This window comes from Micromonospora sp. NPDC049282 (genome assembly GCF_043197045.1).
Classification (GTDB): Bacteria; Actinomycetota; Actinomycetes; order Mycobacteriales; family Micromonosporaceae; genus Micromonospora.
The window spans coordinates 73138-87731 of record NZ_JBICSL010000009.1; the positions used below are offsets into that span (position 1 = coordinate 73138).

Consider the following 14594-nt stretch of genomic DNA (forward strand, 5'->3'; position numbering starts at 1 on the left):
AGTCTACTCGCTGTGTCGAATCGGACTCGCACGCTGCGCCAGGTGGTGCAGCGCCAGCCGGTAGCCGTCCACGCCCAGCCCGCAGATCACCCCGGTGGCCACCGCGGAGACCACCGAACGGTGCCGGAACTCCTCCCGGGCGTGGATGTTGGAGATGTGCACCTCGATCAGCGGGGCGCGGAGCATGGCGCAGGCGTCCCGGACCGCGATCGAGTAGTGCGACCAGGCGGCCGGGTTGAGCACCACCGCCGCCGCCTCGTCCGCCGCCTCGTGCAGCCAGCCCAGCAGCTCGTGCTCGGCGTCGGTCTGCCGGACCACGACGTCCAGCCCCAGCTCGCGCCCGGTCTCCTCGCACCTGGCCACCAGGTCGGCGTAGCTGGTCACCCCGTAGACGTCGACCTGGCGGGTGCCGAGCCGGCCCAGGTTCGGCCCGTTGAGCACGAAAATCCTCATGAGCTGATCTCCCGGTACGCCTCGGCCAGCAGCTCGTCCGGCGGCCCCTCCAGCATCGCCGGGCGGGCGAGGTCGTCAAGCACCACGAACCGCAGCCGGCTCCCCCGGGCCTTCTTGTCCACCCGCATCGCGGCGAGCAGCTCGGGCCAGGCGTCCGCCCGGTAGCCGGTGGGCAGGTCGAGCGCGGCCAGCACGCCGCGGTGCCGCCGGGCGGTCGCGTCGTCGAGCCGGCCGGCGAGCCGGGCCAGCGTGGCGGCGTAGACCAGGCCGACCGCCACCGCGTGACCGTGCCGCCAGCGGTAGCCCTCCACCTTCTCGATCGCGTGCGCGAGCGTGTGGCCGTAGTTGAGCACCTCACGCACCCCGGACTCGCGCAGGTCACCGCCGACCACGCCGGCCTTCACCCGTATCGCCCGCTCGACCAGCTCGCGGAGCACCGGCCCGGCGGGGTCCAGCGCGGCGGCCGGGTCCCGCTCGACCAGGTCGAGGATCACCGGGTCGGCGATGAAGCCGCACTTGACCACCTCGGCCATGCCGGCGGCCAGGTCGGCCGGCGGCAGGCCGTCCAGCGTCGCCAGGTCGCAGAGCACGCCGGCCGGCGGGTGGAACGCGCCGACCAGATTCTTCCCGGCGGCCGTGTTGATCCCGGTCTTGCCGCCGACGGCGGCGTCGACCATCCCGAGCAGCGAGGTCGCCACCGGCACCCAGCGCACCCCGCGCAGCCAGGTCGCGGCCACGAAACCGGCCAGGTCGGTGACCGCGCCACCGCCCACCCCGACCACGGCGTCGGTACGGGTGAAGCCGGCCTCGCCGAGCCGGTCCCAGCACGCGGCGGCCACGTCGACGTGCTTGCCCGCCTCGGCGTCCGGCACCTCCAGCAGCAGCGGCGTCACGCCGTCCGCGCGGGCCCGCTCGGCGAGCCGCTCGGCCAGCGCCTTCAGCGGCGGCGCGTACAGGAAGGCCACCCGCTCGGCGCCGGGCAGCAGTCCGGGCGGCGGGTCGAGCAGGTCGCGTCCCACCAGAACGTCGTACGGCCGCTCGCCGCCGACCGGGATCCGGGTCACCTCGTCCATCGCCGGCAGCCTAGTCCAGCACCCGGCCGCGAGGCGGCGACTGTCCACTCCGTGATCCCGCCGCGCGTTTGTCCGGCCACGCCCCGGGTAGGGCGGCGCAATGAGCATCCGCCTTCCCGCCACCATCCTCGGCATCGGTCTCGGCGGCTTCGTCGACGGCATCGCGCTGCACCAGGTCCTCCAGTGGCACCACATGCTCAGCAGCACCGCCACCGACCGGGTGGGGATCCGGGACTACCCGGTCGACACCGTGCCCGGCCTGCAGATGAACACGCTGTGGGACGGCCTCTTCCACGTCGTCACCTGGGTGGCGGTGCTGACCGGGCTGGCCCTGCTCTACGCCCGGGTGACCCGCTCCCGGGGCCGGCTCTGGCGCTCCCCCATGCTCTGGGGCTGGGTGCTGGTCGGCTGGGGCCTGTTCAACCTGGTCGAGGGCATCGTCGACCACCACCTGCTCGGCATCCACCACGTCCGCTCCGGCCCGCACCAGACCTGGTGGGACCTCGGCTTCCTCGCCCTCGGCGTGATCCTGGTCGCCGCCGGCTGGGCGATCCAGCGCCGGGCCGGCGAGGTCGACCTGTGCGCGCCGGAGCCACGGTGATCCTGGCCCACGCCGGGCACGCCGCCGGTGGCTTCCCGGCGACCGCGCTCGTCCCGGTCGCGGCGTTCTGGGCCTACCTCGCCGCCGCGCTGCGGCTGCGGGATCCCGGCGGGCCGGGCTGGGCGCACGGCCGGACCGCGAGCTTCGGCCTGGGCACGCTGCTGGTGACCGCCGGGCTGCTCCGGCCCGCCGACGACTTCGTCGGGCACATGTGGCAGCACCTGCTGATCGGCATGCTGGCGCCGCTGGCGCTGATCCTCGGCGCGCCGGTCACGCTGCTGCTGCGCACCCTGGACCGGCGCGCCGGACGCCGGTTGGTCCACCTGCTGCGGCACCCGGTCGCGCGGGTGCTCGGCCACCCGGTGACCGGTCTGCTGCTCACCGCGGGTGGCCTGTGGCTGCTCTACCTGACCCCGCTCTACCGGGCGACGCTCGACCGCCCGGTGCTGCACACCCTGGTGCAGGCCCACTTCCTGCTCAGCGGCTGCCTGTTCGCCTGGTCGATCGCCGGGCCGGACCCCGGCCCGCACCGCCCCCGGGTGCCGGTGCGGCTGGTGGTGCTCGGCGTCGGGGTGGCCGCACACGCCACGATCGCCCAACTGCTCTACGCCGGCGTGCTGGTCGACGTGCCCGCCACCGGCGCCGAGCTGCGGGCCGGCGCCACCCTGATGTACTACCTCGGCGACCTGGCCGAGATCGCCCTCGCGCTCGCGCTGCTCGCCACCTGGCGACCGAAGCGGCCGGCCCACCGCCCAGCCGGTTCCACGCCGGTCAGCGCCTGACCGCGCGGCACCCGCCCGCCGGACCCACGCCTGCTCGCGCCCGACCCCCCGCCACCCGGGCCAACTCCTGCTCACGCCCGACCACCGCCACCCCGCCTCTCGGTCGCTTCGCGGCCCGGCCGCCCCGCCCAACCGACCCGCCGACCTCGCCACCGAACACCCACAACGTTCCACTCACCGGCGACGTCGACCCCGGGTGGAACGCTATGGGTGTCAAAACGCACGGGAGACACCCATAGCGTTCCACTCACCGGCGACGTGGACCTCGGGTGGAACGCCATGGGTGTCAAGACGCCGCAAGACACCGTGGCGTTCCGCCGGGCCGAACGTGGGTCGGCGGGGTGGTCAGGGCTTGAGCAGGGCGGCGATCTCGGCGGCCAGTTCCTGCGGGTGACGGCCGTCGGTCACCACGGTCGCGGTGGCCACCTCGGCGTAGAGCGGACGGCGCTGATCCAGCAGGAACTTGAGGGTGGCCCGGGGGTTCAACGCCAGCAGCGGCCGGCCCGCGCCCAGGCCGACCCGCTTGATCGCGTCGGAGAGCTCCACCGACAGGTGCACCACGGTGTGGCCGATCAGCGCGGACCGGTTCTCCTCGGCGAGGACCGCGCCGCCGCCGAGCGCGAGCACCCCGGCGTGCGAGGCCAGCGCCGCCGCCACCGCGGCCCGTTCCAGCGTACGGAAGTGGTCCTCGCCCTCGTCGACGAAGATCTCCGGGATCGGCTTGCCGGCCATCCGCTCGATGTCGGCGTCGGTGTCCCGGAAGTCGACGCCGAGCACCCCGGCGAGCGCGGTCCCCACCGTGGTCTTGCCGGAGCCGGGCGCCCCGACCAGCACACACACCGGCCGGGTGCTCACGGGACCGACCTTTCGTTCGCGACTGCGGGACTCCGCTGCGCTGCGTTCCTCGCGCTCACCGGATCACCAGGTGGTCGAGGTAGCCGGCCAGGTTGCGGCGCATCTCGGCGACCGAGTCGCCGCCGAACTTCTCCACCGCCGCCTCGGCCAGCACCAGCGCCACCATGGCCTCGGCGACCACGGCCGCGGCCGGCACCGCGCACACGTCGGAGCGCTGGTTGATCGCGGTGGCCGGCTCGCCGGTGGTGACGTCGATCGTCGCGAGCGCCCGGTTCAGCGACGAGATCGGCTTCATCGCCGCCTTCACCCGCAGCGGCTCGCCGGTGGTGATGCCGCCCTCCAGGCCGCCGGCCCGGTCGGTCACCCGGCGCACCCCGGTGGCGGTGGGAATGATCTCGTCGTGCGCCTCGGAGCCACGGGAGCGGGCCTGCTGCCAGCCGTCACCGATCTCCACGCCCTTGATCGCCTGGATGGACATCAGCGCGGTCGCGAGACGGGCGTCGAGCTTGCGGTCCCACTGCACGTGGCTGCCCAGGCCCGGCGGCACCCCGTACGCCAGCACCTCGACCACGCCGCCGAGCGTGTCGGCGGCCTTCTTCGCGGCGTCGACCTCGGCGACCATCCGGGCGCTCGCCTCCGGGTCGAGACAGCGCAGCGGGTCGGCGTCGATCCGCGCCGCGTCCTCGGGGGTGGGTCGCAGTCCCGCCTTGACGGCGACCGGGCCCAGCTCCACCACGTGCGAGACGATCTCGACGCCGAGCGCCTGCCGGACCAGGGCCTTGGCCACCGTGCCGACGGCCACCCGGGCGGCGGTCTCCCGGGCGCTGGCCCGCTCCAGGATGGGCCGGGCGTCGGTGTGCCCGTACTTCTGCATGCCGGCCAGGTCGGCGTGACCCGGGCGGGGGCGGGTCAGCGGCGCGTTGCGGGCCTGGTTGGCCAGCTCCTCGGCGTCGACCGGGTCGGCGGCCATCACGGTGCGCCACTTCGGCCACTCGGAGTTGCCGACCCGGATCGCCACCGGGCTACCAAGCGTCACGCCGTGCCGGAGCCCGCCGATGATCTCGACCTCGTCCTGCTCGAACGCCATCCGGGCGCCCCGGCCGTAGCCGAGCCGGCGGCGGGCCAGCTCGCCACCGATCTCGGTGGTGGTCACCTCGATCCCGGCGGGCACCCCCTCGAGCATCGCGACGAGGGCGGGTCCGTGCGATTCACCTGCAGTCAGCCAGCGCAACACAGCGGACAGTCTGTCACGCCCCCGATCCGGCCCGGCGCACTACCGACCGCGTCCCGCCCTGCGGACGGGCCCGCCGCGGCGACCGTACAGCGCGACGGGAGCCGCGTCTGCACGACGCGGCTCCCGTCGACCATCGGACCGTGCTACTCAGTCGGACCCGCCGCCCCGCCGCAGCCGACGCGCCGTGGCGAGCACCACCAGCCGCAGGACGACCATCCCGAGTAGGAAGGCGACCCAGGCCACGGCCAGTGTCCGCACAAGGTCACCGGCGCCGACCAGCACGAGCAGCCCGGCGACCACCACGTTGAGGGCGAGCACGACGGCCATCTCGAGCGCGAAGCCCGCCCAGCTCACCCGGCTCCGTGCGCGCAGGTTCTCCGTCCAGGCGCGACGAGCTCGGGACAGGACCGACACGTTCCGCTCCTTTCGCTGTTCATCCGACACGACATGCGTTGCTATCTTCGCGCTCTCGACGGCGGATTCATCAGCATGTGCAAGGCGGTCTCATAGATCGTGACCAACATGATCGCGATTCGGCCGAAGCCGAGCCGGGACAGTTTCGACCGCACCGCGCCGATGGCCTTGCTGGCGTACTTCTTGGCGACGTTGCCGAGTTGCTTGCGCACGGTGGCGCCGAGCGGCCCACCCGCGCCATTGATCATGCCGAACATGACGGCCGTGCTGAACGCGCCCCAGTCCCATTTCTTCTTGCGGACCAGTTTCGTCATCACGGTGTAGGTCAGTCCACCCATCAATGCGCCGACCACCGCGCCGCAGGCGATGTAGAAGACGCCGGTGCCGGCACAAACGAAGGACCCGAGGAAGCCGGCGAGCCCGTTGAGCGCCGCCTCGGCCACCCAGGCCCACATCCGTCCGTCCAGGTCGAGCTTGTTGACCGGGTCGGCCGGATAGACGTACGGGTTGTGGTTGCCGCCGTGGACGGGGTCGACGCTGAGGAAGCGACCGGTCGTCGGGTTGTAGAGGCGCACCCCCATCAGATAGACGCCGCCCGGCGTGTCGCCGGCCCGCTCGTGGGTGCCCAGCCACGTGTACCGGCCCTGGCCGCCGGAACCGACCGTGCGCGGCACGCCGAACTCGTCGGCCTCCGTCACCGCCGAGAGCCCGGCGTCGCCAGCGCTGATCGACGCCACCAGGTCACCGTGCAGGTTGGCGATCTGCCAGCTTACTCGGCCCGCGCCGCTGTCCCACGAGCCGACCATGGTCGCCAGGCTCGACACCGGCCTGGTGTACCGGCCGGAGCCCTCGTCGGTCCAGGTCGGGACGTCGCCGTCCGCGCCGTAGTGGTGCACGGCCCGGACCGAGGAGCCGGTGGCGTTGTCGGTCCAGGAACGGACTCGGGACGGGTCGACGTCCAGGTCGTAGTCGGTGGTCCGCGAGCCCTGCCGGATGGTGTCGACCAGGTCGTTGACGTGGTACGTCACCGTGAGGGCGCCCAGTGACGGCGTCACCGTGTCAGCCGCCGGCACGCCCGTGGTACGCCCCAGGGCGTCATAGGCGTAACCGGTCGAGACGACCCGGTCGGCCGAGTCGAAGTCCCAGGTCCGCGTCGTCGCGGCGGTGCTCTCCTGGCACGCTCCACCCGAACCGGGGCCGTACTCCACGACGCCGTCCCGGTTGGCGGCCCGGTCGAGGTCGTACTCGCGGGTCCGGCACTGCCCACCGACGGTGTCCCGGACGCCGGTCAACCGGCCGGCGTTGTCGTAGGAGAAGGACTGGGTGGACAGGTTGGACGACCGGGCGCGCCACTGGTGATGCGCGCTGGACAGCGCGGTCTCCGTGTAGAGCGTGCAGTTCGACTGCCCGCATCCCGGCTTGTCGTAGACGATTCCCGTCGTCGCGCCTGCCTCGTCGACGGTGCTCGTCACGGTGACACCGGTGGGCCAGGTCTGAGCGACCAGGTTGCCCTCGCTGTCGTACGTGCCGGTGAACGAGCCGGCCTGCGAGTCGAAGAGAGACGTACGCAGACCGCGGCGCTCGCTGCCCGCGTCGTAGCCGTAGGTGCGGGTTCCCTTGCCGTCGTTCACGCTGGCCGGGCGACCCATGACGTCGTAGGTGTTGACGGTGACGTTGTTGTCCGCGTCGGTGTAGGAGGTGAGCTGCCCGAGAGCGTCGTACCCGCGAACGACCTGCGCCGTCACCCCGCCCCCGGACCCGATCGTCTGGGTGCTGACCAACTGGCCACTCGCCTGGTCGTAGACGTTGCGCCGCCTGTCCAGCGCGGTGCCCTGCCCGGCGGCGACGATCGTGGCCTCGGCCTGGCGGCCCGCCGCGTCATAGGTGATCGACGTGCGCCGCAGCTCGGTGCCGCCGTTCTTCTCGACCGTCACACGCGGCTCGTCGAACATGTCGTACGTGGTGACGGTCACCGGGATCGGCGCGCCGATTTCCGGCTGGCCACCGCTCTGCGCCCGGCACTCGAGGCCGTCCCACTCCGGACGGTTGCCGCACTCCGGGTACGTGGCGTTCGCCGCCGCCGAGTAGTAGACGTAGACCTTGGTCGCCGGCGTGGTGTCGACGCTGCCGCCGCCGGGTGTCGTGGTGGCCGCCACCCGTCCGGCCGGGTCGTAGCTGGTCCGCGTCACGAGTCCCAGGCCGTCGGCGTCGATCTCGGCCTCGAGCGGGCGTTGGAGCGCCCAGTCGTAGCGGGTGGAGTTCGTCCGGATGTCCACGTCGACCGTCTGCCCGGCGTTGACGTAGCTCAGCGACACCCGCTCGGTCGTGATCAGGTTGTAGGGCCCACCCGTCTCGGGCGCGCCCTCGTCGTAGGTGTACCGGGTGTGGGTGCGACCCCGCACCACGGTGCCGGCCGGCAACACCACGTCATGCTCGGGCCCCAGCGTCTCGAGCAGGTTCTGCCCGTCGGCCGAGTAGACGTTGACGTCGGTCAGCCGGCTGGCCAGCTGGGCTTCGACCTCCGCGGTGTCGCCGGCGGAGGCGTCCAGCGCGCGGCGTCGGTTGCCGGCGGTCAGGTCCGCCACGACGTTGCCGTGGCCGTCGAACCAGGTGGTCGTGATGTGACCACCGGGCTGGGCGGTGTTCACCGCCCGTGCGTTGGCGTCCAGGTACGTCACCGTCGCCCGCTCGTACGAGCTGGGCAGGGTGCCGGCCGCCGGGTCCCCACCGGGCACCTGGGTGGGCGGGAAGATCGCCGTGGCGTCGGTGGGTGGATTCGTCTGTCCCCACCGCCGGGTCTGCCCGCCCGAGAGGTCGTGGGGCGCCCCGCCGCCCGAGACCGGCACCTGGTAGACGATGGTGTCCACGGCGGTCCCCGCCGTCAGGGCGGATCGGGTGACCTTGTGCAGGCGGCCAGCGCCGGGATCGTTCGGCACGGTGGTGTAGGAGAACTGCCACGGCTGCTCGGCCGGTGGCGTCAGCGAGACGATGATCCCGCTCGAGTTGTAGTAGTAGACGGTGCGCAGCGAGTGCGCGCCGGTCCCGTCGGTGTAGTCCAACCGCGGGTCGTGGTAGGACCGGAGCCGACCACCGTTGTCGTAGGTGTAGCGCGCGAGCACCACGGTCCGCATCGCCGGCGTCGGCAGGTCGGGGTCCCAGGCGGTGTAGGAAACCTGTCGCACGCGGCCCGCGTAGTCACCCCACTGGCCGTCGCCGAGGCCGGTCGCGGTGGTGGTGGTCGCGTACGTGAAGGTCAACGCCCGGCAACCGCGGACCAGGGTGGCGCAGTTGACGCCCGTCGGCACCGGGGCGAGCAGGCGGGTCGGCCGCATGATGTCGGTCGTGCCGACCGTCACCTTCTCCCAGGAGTAGGTGGTGACGTTCCCCGATCCGGGTGGCGTGACCGAGGTCGGCGTGTAGACGCCCGCCGGGTCCGCCGACGTGCGGGTGAAGACCACCCTGTTGCCCTTGTCGTCCGACAGGGTGAACGTGCTGGTGGAAGCGTTGAACACCAGCTTGTAGGACTCCGCGCCGACCTGCGGCTCGTAGTTGACGCCGGCGCTGTCGACCTTGGTGAATCCGATCGACGAGTCGTCCGGCAGCCTGACCTGCACCAGGCTGCCGTACGTCGTGAGCCTGGTGTAGGGCGCGTCCGCGTCGGACACCACCAGGCCGGAGATCCAACCGGGGCCGAACAGCGGGTCCAGGCCGAGCGGCTGCCGGCTGTTGACCGTACGCGAGACGGACAGTCCGGCCACCGAGACGTCGGAGGCGGAGATCTGATAGTTGCCCGTGATCAGGTTGACCGCGCCGGGCCCCACCTGCGCCGTCTCCGCGGAGGCGAGGTTCCGGTCGAACAGGAACTTCACCTGGTCGGCCGGCGCGCCGTAGTTGCTCAGGTTGAAGAACGGGCGTACCTGCACCGGCCCGTCTCGCGGGACGCCGTTCGCGTCGACGGCGGCCAGGGTGGCGGACACGTCCCAGTTGAGCTGCGGCGCGATGCCGTTGACCAGCGTCACCGGCCAGGTGACCGCGGCACCGCCGACCGAGTAGGTGACGTGCCCGGCCGGGATGGTCACCCAGCCGTCCGAGCCGGCTCGCCGCCACTGGTAGGTGACGTCGACGAAGGAAGGCGCGGCCGTGGAGGCGAGCACCACCTTGGCGCCGGAGATGTCACCGTCCTTCGGGGAGTCCTGGGAGCCCGAACCGACCTTGAACGGGTAGCTGCGCAGCGGGGTGACGTTGCCGGCCGAGTCCCGGGTCCGCGCCCAGATGTTGTGCCAGCCCGGGGTGAGCGGCTTGATGCTCACCGTGGCCGCGGCGCCCCGCGACGGCGCGTTGACCACCTTGTTCGGCGGCTGCACGTCGAGGCTGTACTCGTAGGCGGCGGCGTCGGCCACGCCGTTCGGGTCGAACGTGAAGTTGCCGGCGACGTTCGCGTCACCGCCCCACTGGTTCTCGGGATAGGTGGTGGAACTGACGATCGGCGCCGCGCCGATCGACGTGTCCACGGTGAACTCGCAGAACGGCGACCACGCGCCGTCCACCGAACCGTCGTTGCCGCGTACCCGCCACCTGTAGGACGAGCCGTTGGTCATGACGCCGGCCGGCACCGTGGCGGTGAAGGTGCTGCCGGAGGCGGCGGTGGCGGTGACGGTGCCGCCGAGCTTGGTGGTGCCGGTCAGCGTCCACCACTCGATCTCGGCCTTCACCGTCGAGCCCTCGGCGTCGGAGATGACCGACCTGAGCTGGGGCGTCGCCGAGTTGATCGTCGGCCGGGAGGTGCCGGTCGCGCAGGCCGTCGACGGCACCGTGGACCGGGTCCCGACCGTGGGGTACGAGTTGTAGGTGACCACCGCGTACGGGACCTGGCTGCTGCTCGCGGCGTTGCGCGACCGGAACTGCTTGAAGCTGTTGGTGCTGGTCTCGTCCGTGCCGCGCACCCCCATGTAGGCGGTGGACTGGCCCGCGGTGGCGGCCCGCTGGAAGAAGCTGGTGCCGCTGATGCTCACCCAGCCGTCGTCGCAGGCCGACGAGTAGCCCTTGGTCTGGGTGGAGGTCGCTTCCTTCTGGATCCAGGTGGGCTGGGTGCCCCACCGGGTCGCCGAGGAGGCGGCGCCGGTGCTCCAGATCTCCCAGGAGGAGGCGGTGCAACTGTTGGACCAGAAGCTCCAGAAGTACACCGTCGCCGCCGTGATCTGCTTACCGGCGAGCGCGGAGACCGGCCAGTGCACGAACGCCCGGGACTTGACGTTGGGCGAGCCGGCGAGCAGGCCGACGTGGAGGTCGTTCGCCCCGCCGCGGTCGACGGTGTCGCCCTCCTTCACGTAGGTGTCGAAGGAGGTGTAGAGCGGGTTGATCTGCGGGTCGATGGTCACCGGGTACTGGGTGGCCGGGTCCTTCAACCAGGCCAGGTCGGGCTGCAGCCGCATGGTGAGCCCGTTCGGGGCGGCGGCGCGGGCACCCGCAGCGGGGCGCTCCGCCTTCGTCCTGACCATGGCGCGGCGGGTCGGCTCCTCGGAGCCGGGAGCCCGCCGGGCGTCCCACATCTGCGGGGCGGGGACGGTGGCGACCGGCTTGCCCTTGGCGTTGAGCAGGGTCAGGCCGCCCGCCGCGTCCTGCGTGAACGAGGCGAGGCCCTTACCGGTCAGGGGGAGCGCCAGCGAGGGCAGGCGGTCCACGGCGTCACGGCTCTTGACGGTCAGGAACTGGGAGAAGCCGGTCCGGGTCGCCTCGACGACGAGGTCGATTCCGGCCGCGATCTCGGGATAGGTGGCGCGGTTCTCGGCGAGGACCGGTGTGGGCAGGCCACCCGGCCAGCCGAGGGCGAACCGGGCGTCGCCCGTGCCGACCGCCGCGAGTTCGCCCGCTCCGGCACGCTTGCCGGAGATCCACAGGTCGAGCGGGTGCGCCGCCGCCCGCACCGAACCGTCGTCGGCGGCTTGCAGCGTGAGGTCGATCGGCGCCCAGGAATCGTTCGTCCGCATACGGACCGGGCCGGCGTGGACGGTTGCCTCGATCTGGCCGTTCGGGTGCGCCACGTATTCGGCGGACTCGGTGGTCATGCCGGTGATGCGAACGTCGCGGCCGGTCATCCGCGAGGTGACGAGCGCGGCCATCTCGTCGGGCCGTTCCAGCACGCCGGCTGGTTTCGGCCTGGGTGCCGCCTCCGCCGGACGCGCGGGCACGTCGGACATCGTCATTGCCAGACTCACGGCCACGGCGACGGCGACGATTCGTCCCGACCGGGTGCCGGCGAAACGATTCCATCTCCGCAGCGACAGGGCTGTTTTCACGCGCGCAGGAGCCACTCTAAGGCCCTCCCCCGTGTGCTCAGGGCTGATAGTGGGCCGAACGCTACGGTCCGCTTGAGACGAACGTCAACAAGCAACTTTGGGTGACTCCGGGAGGACCGACCCCGGCGGCGGCGAGCAGCGAAAACGGGGCCGTCAAGGAAAGATGATCACCATCGGTGACATCTCCGCGAAATACTTTGGAAACAAGTTTCAGCACCGGGAAGAATTGCGAAGCAAAGCACCGAATCAACGGCGCGGGCGGGATCCCCGCCTTTGTCACAAACGTCGAGCGGGGCTGTCGCCCTACCTACCCTCGAGCGCGGCGCGCATCGCCTCGCGCGGCGCGGCGATGCCGGTGAACTGCTCGAACTGGCCGACCGCCTGGGCCAGCAGCAGGTCCAGTCCGGAGATCACCCGGCAGCCGGCAGCCAGGGCCGCCGCCGCCAGCGGCGTCGGCCACGGGTCGTAGAGCGCGTCGAAGAACACCGTCTCCGGCCGCCAGTCGAAGTTCTCCGCGAGCGGGTCGGCGACGCCCTTCGGCACCGTGGAGATCACCAGGTCGGCCCGGGCGTGCGCGGGCGCGCCGTCCCACTCGGCGCCGGCCAGTGGCACCCCGACCGCGGCCGCCACCGGCCGCAGCTCGTCGACCGCCCCGGGCCGGCGGGCCACCACCGTCACCTCGGCCGCCCCGACCCGGGCCGCCGCCGCGATCGCCGCCCGGGCGGTGCCGCCCGCGCCGAGCACGGTCACCACCGCCCCGGCCACGCAGCCGGCGCCGGTGAGCACCTCGACCATGCCGGTCACGTCGGTGTTGTCCGCGTACCAGGCGCCGTCCGGCCGGCGTACCAGCGTGTTGGCGGCGCCGACCGCGGCGGCGACCGGCGAGACCTCGTCGGCCAGCGCGAGCGCCGCCTCCTTGCCGGGCATGGTCACCGACAGCCCGGCCCACTCCGGGCCGAGGCCCGCGACCAGGCCGGGCAGCTCGTCCGCGCCGGCCTCGATCCGGGTGTACGACCAGTCGGTCAGCCCGGCCGCCGCGTACCCGGCGGAGTGGACCGCCGGGGAGAGCGAGTGGGCGATCGGCCGGCCGACCACGGCGGCCCGCATCAGGTGCAGTTCTCCCCGGTGAGCACCTTGTTGTCGCACATCTGCCGGGTCAGCTTGCGGAAGTCGGCGTCGTTGGAGCCGTAGCCCATCGTGCCCTTCTGGTCCACCGTCATGAAGAAGATCCAGTCACCCTCCGGCGGCTCGAGCGCGCCCTTGAGCGCGGCCTGGCCGGGGTTGCTGATCGGGGTGGGCGGCAGACCGGCGACGTTGTGCGTGTTGTACGGGTTCTTCAGGTCGTTGATCTCGCTCTGCAACAGGTCGTCCGAGTCCTTCGGATCCTTGCCCTGCAACCGCAGGTAGTAGTTGATGCCGCTGTCGATGCCGAGGCAGTTGCAGCCGATCTTGCCGCCGTAGACCCGGTTGTAGATCACCCGGGAGACCTTGGGCAGGTCGACCGCGTTCACCGACTCCGCCTCGGCGATGGAGGCGGTGATCAACGCCTCGTACGGGGAGATCTTGCGGTCGTTCTTCGCCCGGTCGACGAAGTCGAGTCCCTTGGTCACGCTGAGGAACTGGTCCACCATCATCGACAGGATCTGCTCGGCGGTGGCCTTCGGCGGGATCTCGTAGGTCGACGGGTAGAGGAAGCCCTCCAGGCTCTTCGGGCCCTTCTTGCCGTCCTCGCGCTTGAACCAGAAATCCGGCACGCCCAGCTTGACCGGGTCCTTCGCCGCGATCTGGAACTCCTTGACCGGGATCTTGGTTTCCTTCGAGAGGAGCTGGTAGACGTTCAGCGTGATCGTCCCCTCGGGGATGGTCACGCCGTTGACCACCCGGCTCTTCGGGTCGAGCATCAGGGTGATGGCGTCCGCGGCCTTCATCTCCTTGCGGACCTTGTACCGGCCCACCTGGATGTTCTTGCTGAGCGAGTTCGCGTCCGCGGCCTCGATGAACGCCTTGGTGCTCTTCACCACACCGGCGTCGTAGAGTGTGTTGCCGATGTCGGTGAGCGACTCGCCCGCCTTCACCTCGACCAGCGCCTCGCCCGTGCCCGGGCCGTCGTAATCGGGAGTGACCAGATAGTTACGGATCCGGTCGAAGCCGACGTACGCGCCGCCGCCGATGCCGCCCAGCAGGACGAACGCCATCAGGAGGGCGAAGACCGTCTTTCCTCGGCCGCCGCCGGACTTGCCCTGCCTCCGCAGCACGGCGCCGCGCCGGTGCCGGCCCTTCTCCCCCCTCTCCGCCTCGTCAAATCCCAGGTCAAGATCGTCGATCATGCGTCCGCCTCCGCTGTGCGTCCAGCCAGCTCTGCAGAATCTCCACCGCGGCGGCCTGGTCGACCACCGCCCGTTGGCGCTTTCCCCGGACGCCCCGTTCGGCCAGCCTACGACTCGCGACGACGGTCGACATCCTCTCGTCCGTCAGCGTCACCGGAATCGACCCCATTACATCGGCCAAACGGCTGACATAGACCGATACGTTCGCCGCCGCCGGACCGTGCTTTCCGGCGAGGTTGACCGGCAGCCCGACGACGATCTCGACCGCCTCGTGCTCGGCCGCCAGCCGGACCAGCTCGGCCATGTCGGCGGGTACCGCGTCCGGCGCGGCGGTCAGGTCGCGCGCCAGGGTGACCAGCGGGGTGGCGAGGATGCCGTGCGGGTCGGACCGGGACACACCCACCCGGACCTGGCCGACGTCGACCCCGAGCCGGACGCCGTGGGACAACTCAGCCATCTACCGCCACCCCTCCCGCCGGTACGGGCCGGGGCGGACCTGACGGTCCGCCCCGGCGTCGATCGGTGTGCTCATGCCGTGCTGGCCTGCCATGCCCTCACG

The 14594-nt window shown here is 71.8% G+C and carries 11 protein-coding genes; 2 read left to right on the forward strand and 9 right to left on the reverse strand.

Annotated features, from left to right (window positions below; genetic code table 11):
• Nucleotides 1-3 precede the first annotated feature (3 nt).
• Together aroQ and aroB are read right to left on the reverse strand one after the other, a co-directional pair.
• Entirely contained in the window at nucleotides 4-453 is a 450-nt protein-coding gene (gene aroQ / locus ACGFI2_RS16500) for a type II 3-dehydroquinate dehydratase (RefSeq protein WP_393517149.1), read from the reverse strand.
• A complete protein-coding gene (gene aroB, locus ACGFI2_RS16505; protein WP_393517152.1) occupies nucleotides 450-1526 on the reverse strand; it encodes a 3-dehydroquinate synthase in 1077 nt (358 codons plus the stop codon). Before aroB ends, aroQ begins: the two co-directional genes overlap by 4 nt.
• 100 nt (nucleotides 1527-1626) lie before the next feature.
• Between aroB and ACGFI2_RS16510 the strand changes: the two genes are divergently transcribed.
• Complete coding sequence (locus ACGFI2_RS16510) at nucleotides 1627-2127, forward strand: DUF2243 domain-containing protein (protein ID WP_393517155.1); 501 nt, start codon at nucleotides 1627-1629, stop codon at nucleotides 2125-2127.
• Nucleotides 2106-2909 (forward strand): cytochrome c oxidase assembly protein, encoded by an 804-nt coding sequence (locus ACGFI2_RS16515; RefSeq protein WP_393517158.1) that lies wholly within the window; start codon nucleotides 2106-2108, stop codon nucleotides 2907-2909. The genes ACGFI2_RS16510 and ACGFI2_RS16515 overlap by 22 nt, the downstream gene beginning before the upstream one ends.
• A gap of 345 nt (nucleotides 2910-3254) precedes the next feature.
• On the opposite strand, the gene ACGFI2_RS16520 is transcribed toward ACGFI2_RS16515, so the two are convergent.
• The 7 genes from ACGFI2_RS16520 to ruvX form a co-directional block, all read right to left on the reverse strand.
• Nucleotides 3255-3764 carry a shikimate kinase gene (locus tag ACGFI2_RS16520; RefSeq protein WP_393517161.1) on the reverse strand — a complete coding sequence of 170 codons (510 nt, stop codon included), beginning with the start codon at nucleotides 3762-3764 and terminating at the stop codon, nucleotides 3255-3257.
• A 55-nt stretch (nucleotides 3765-3819) separates the two neighbouring features.
• On the reverse strand, nucleotides 3820-4998 hold the full coding sequence (aroC, locus tag ACGFI2_RS16525; protein WP_393517164.1) for a chorismate synthase: 1179 nt from the start codon (nucleotides 4996-4998) through the stop codon (nucleotides 3820-3822).
• 147 nt (nucleotides 4999-5145) lie between these two features.
• Nucleotides 5146-5412 carry a hypothetical protein gene (locus tag ACGFI2_RS16530; protein WP_393517167.1) on the reverse strand — a complete coding sequence of 89 codons (267 nt, stop codon included), beginning with the start codon at nucleotides 5410-5412 and terminating at the stop codon, nucleotides 5146-5148.
• A 41-nt stretch (nucleotides 5413-5453) separates the two neighbouring features.
• The gene (locus ACGFI2_RS16535) at nucleotides 5454-11552 is read right to left on the reverse strand and encodes an RHS repeat-associated core domain-containing protein (protein WP_393517170.1); all 6099 of its coding nucleotides are present in this window, start codon (nucleotides 11550-11552) and stop codon (nucleotides 5454-5456) included.
• Nucleotides 11553-12011: 459 nt separating this feature from the next.
• Entirely contained in the window at nucleotides 12012-12815 is an 804-nt protein-coding gene (locus ACGFI2_RS16540; protein WP_393517173.1) for a shikimate dehydrogenase, read from the reverse strand.
• Nucleotides 12815-14035 (reverse strand): endolytic transglycosylase MltG, encoded by a 1221-nt coding sequence (mltG, locus tag ACGFI2_RS16545; protein ID WP_393517176.1) that lies wholly within the window; start codon nucleotides 14033-14035, stop codon nucleotides 12815-12817. The genes ACGFI2_RS16540 and mltG overlap by 1 nt, the downstream gene beginning before the upstream one ends.
• Nucleotides 14019-14492, reverse strand: a complete 474-nt coding sequence (gene ruvX, locus ACGFI2_RS16550; protein WP_393517179.1) for a Holliday junction resolvase RuvX — start codon at nucleotides 14490-14492, stop codon at nucleotides 14019-14021. Before ruvX ends, mltG begins: the two co-directional genes overlap by 17 nt.
• Between the last annotated feature and the right edge of the window lie 102 nt (nucleotides 14493-14594).

Excerpts from the sequence above, each read along its gene's own strand:
- mltG (WP_393517176.1), bottom strand. The coding sequence starts at position 14,035 with ATGATCGACGATCTTGACCTGGGATTTGACGAGGCGGAGAGGGGGGAG.
- aroQ (WP_393517149.1), bottom strand. The coding sequence starts at position 453 with ATGAGGATTTTCGTGCTCAACGGGCCGAACCTGGGCCGGCTCGGCACC.
- ACGFI2_RS16510 (WP_393517155.1), top strand. The coding sequence starts at position 1,627 with ATGAGCATCCGCCTTCCCGCCACCATCCTCGGCATCGGTCTCGGCGGC.
- aroB (WP_393517152.1), bottom strand. The coding sequence starts at position 1,526 with ATGGACGAGGTGACCCGGATCCCGGTCGGCGGCGAGCGGCCGTACGAC.
- ACGFI2_RS16540 (WP_393517173.1), bottom strand. The coding sequence starts at position 12,815 with ATGCGGGCCGCCGTGGTCGGCCGGCCGATCGCCCACTCGCTCTCCCCG.
- ruvX (WP_393517179.1), bottom strand. The coding sequence starts at position 14,492 with ATGGCTGAGTTGTCCCACGGCGTCCGGCTCGGGGTCGACGTCGGCCAG.